The following is a 2,701-nucleotide window of genomic DNA, read 5'->3' on the forward strand; positions in this document are numbered from 1 at the left end:
CTCGACTACATGGTGCTCGACAAGGAATCCGGCGCGAACGCGGCGTGACTGTTATCTGAAGCGATAGAGCCTAATTCTTCTTTTTGTTGAGGAAATTCCACGGCGAGTTGACCGGCAGCGTGACCGCGTCAGGCACGGTATCGACGCTTGCCACTTCGGCTCTGCGCACCGTGTAGCCCGACTGGACGATCGAGACGCCGTCGAGGATGAAGAGCTGGCTCTTCTACATGCCGGGCTTCAGCACGCCGGTGACCGAAACCGATTGATAGGCCTTCGCCATCTTGTAGGGATGTGCCGGCGTCACAAGCACGATCTGGTTGGGCGGCGGCGTCGGCATGTGGCTGCAGGCACCCGTCCATGGCACCAACAGGAACTGGTAGACGAGGTCGCCATCGCGATCGACCGGCAAGGCATAGCCGGCCAGCTGAATGGTTTTGTCCTGGAGACTCAGAGACAATGTTTCGCCGTGATCGGGCAGTTTGGCCGCGATCATTGGCAGGTTGGCGTCAGCCGCAACCGCCTGCGTCGCGGGGCGCAGATCCTTCCAGAAGATGTGCGCGGTTTCTGCCGAGGCCTGACTAACGGCAAGGCCAAGCACCGCGGCGATGATCGTGCCTGTGTTGAGAAGGTCGTTCATTGGCTCCATTCTGGTCGGTCCATGATTGCGAGCGAGTAAAACTGCCGTGATCTCTGAGGCATTTTTGGGGGCCCGATGGAATTGGCGGGCGCCGCAGAAACGCTCTGGCGGAAAGGCGCATGGAAGAAACACCGGGAAATCGTTGCCCAGGCCTTGCCTGGTTGCGGGAGCGACGCTGAAAATAGCCCGACAAATAATGGCAGCGAACCCGCGTCGCGCGGTGCCCGGCGCGCAAGAATCTGGAGAAGTTCCATGCCGACCAGCCACGATCTCAGGGGGCTGATGAAATTTCTTGCCCGTGACGAATGGCGCGAATGCTTCGAGGCAGTTTTCAACGAGCATTTCGGCCCGGTCCTCGACGAGGGCGAAGGGGATTTTGAAGACCTTGCCGAAGTCCTCGGTGACCACTGGACGAACGCCCTTTGGGGTTGCGTTTTCGAGGATTTCCTGACGCAGGATTTCGAGGGCGAACCCACCAACATGGTCGACGAATATCTGAAGCGCCGAGGCTGGAAGGAAAGCGCGCAATCAAGGGCGTATATGGTGGCGCTGCGCACCTCCGTCATGAGTTTGTATGAGGTGAGCGACGTCGTTCCAGGAACGTCTTTTATGGCACGCGACCTTATCCGCGGCGGTGAGCCGATCGTCGTCAGCGAGGGCACTGCCACCAAGACGTTGAAGCAGTGGGACAGGCTTGCCGCGCGGATCGTACCCATCATGGGCAAAAACGTCATGGCTGGCGGTGTCTTGCCCTTTACCCCTCAGGCCACGGAAACATTGTTCGACGGGTTGCGGGGCCTGTTCGGCAAAAGAAATGCGAAAAAGCTGCCTGCCATCAAAGACGACGAGCTGCAGGCGGCAGCTTTCATGTTCACGCTCTCATGGTTGTTCGACACGCTTGGAAGGGTCGCGGGGCCTCGGCTGCAGAATACCGATGGTGACGAGATCGCATTCCACAACGTTCGCTTTCCCCTCGGGTCCGCCGTGAGGCAGGAGGATATCGCCGCTCGATTGAACGATATTCCGGCCTTGTCTCAAGCAGACGCGAAATTCTGGAACTGGCTGGAGGAGACCCCGAAAAGCGGCAACAAAACAAAAGCGGCGGCCGCTCCTTCTATGGACACCACGATGGACAACGGTCCGCTCGTGCTTGGCAATGTCGAGTTGAAGGGCCGTTTCCTGCATCTGTCGGCCAATTCCGCCGCGCGCGCGGCAAGAGGAACGGCTCTGATCCAACAGGTCCTTGGCGATCTTGTCCGGGCGCCATTAACTGAGATCAGGACAGTCGAACAGATGATGGCCGAGGAGCCGCGTAGCGGCGCCGAAACGTCGGGATCGAGCATCACCCCCGAAATCGCCGAACAGAAGGTCCACGAGTACCTGGATCGGCATTATCTGGAAACTCTCGATCAGCCGGTCAAAATGTTGGGGAACAAGACGCCGCGTCAGGCCGCCAAGACTCCGGCCGGCCGACAAAAGGTCGCCGACTGGCTGAAATACATGGAAAATCAGATCGCCAAGCAGCCTGACCCGACTCATCCCATGGCGACTTACAGTTTCGAGTGGATGTGGAAAGAACTCGGCGTGCGCGATCTGCGGCGGTAGCCCGTTCCGTATCTGTGTCCCGACAAATGCATTGGAGCCAGCATCAACGGGTGAGCCGCATCACATGCCGGCGAGTGCCGGCCGTGCCGACCTCATGGAATCCGCGCGCGACGAAACTGTCGCGAAAACCCATGAAACGATAGCTCGGCGCGGCCTCGTCGACCGGATAGGCCTCAACCGTCCGCGCGCCTTTGGCGAAGGCATGCTCGATCGCAGCATCGAGCAGTACGGAAGCCAGCCCGCCGCCTCGCAGGACCCTCGGCACATAGAAGCAGACGATCGACCAGACGCCGGTCTCGCTGTCGTCCTGCTGCTTCGACAGCCTGCGATAGGTCTCGCGCGGCGCGACTGAACACCAGCCAACCATCCTGCCGTCGAGTTCGGCGACGATGCCGATCGGCGTGCCTTCATCGATCAGCGCCATCATCATGCGCTTCTTCTCGTGGTTCTCAATGTGAT

The 2,701-nt window shown here is 59.7% G+C and carries 2 protein-coding genes and 1 pseudogene; 1 reads left to right on the forward strand and 2 read right to left on the reverse strand.

From position 1 onward, the window contains the following. Positions 1–70: 70 nt before the first annotated feature. Positions 71–637 (reverse strand): annotated as a pseudogene (locus EOA29_RS32090) (DUF3299 domain-containing protein). 252 nt (positions 638–889) lie between these two features. Between EOA29_RS32090 and EOA29_RS32095 the strand changes: the two are divergent. Beyond that, positions 890–2,242: a hypothetical protein gene (locus EOA29_RS32095; protein ID WP_126095907.1), complete on the forward strand. Its 1,353-nt coding sequence runs from the start codon at positions 890–892 to the stop codon at positions 2,240–2,242. Between the two features lie 43 nt (positions 2,243–2,285). On the opposite strand, the gene EOA29_RS32100 is transcribed toward EOA29_RS32095, so the two are convergent. Next, positions 2,286–2,701: GNAT family N-acetyltransferase (locus EOA29_RS32100; RefSeq protein ID WP_145969921.1), on the reverse strand; the 416-nt coding region annotated here is incomplete at its 5' end.

The organism is Mesorhizobium sp. M1E.F.Ca.ET.063.01.1.1, assembly GCF_003998155.1.
Taxonomy (GTDB): Bacteria; Pseudomonadota; Alphaproteobacteria; order Rhizobiales; family Rhizobiaceae; genus Mesorhizobium.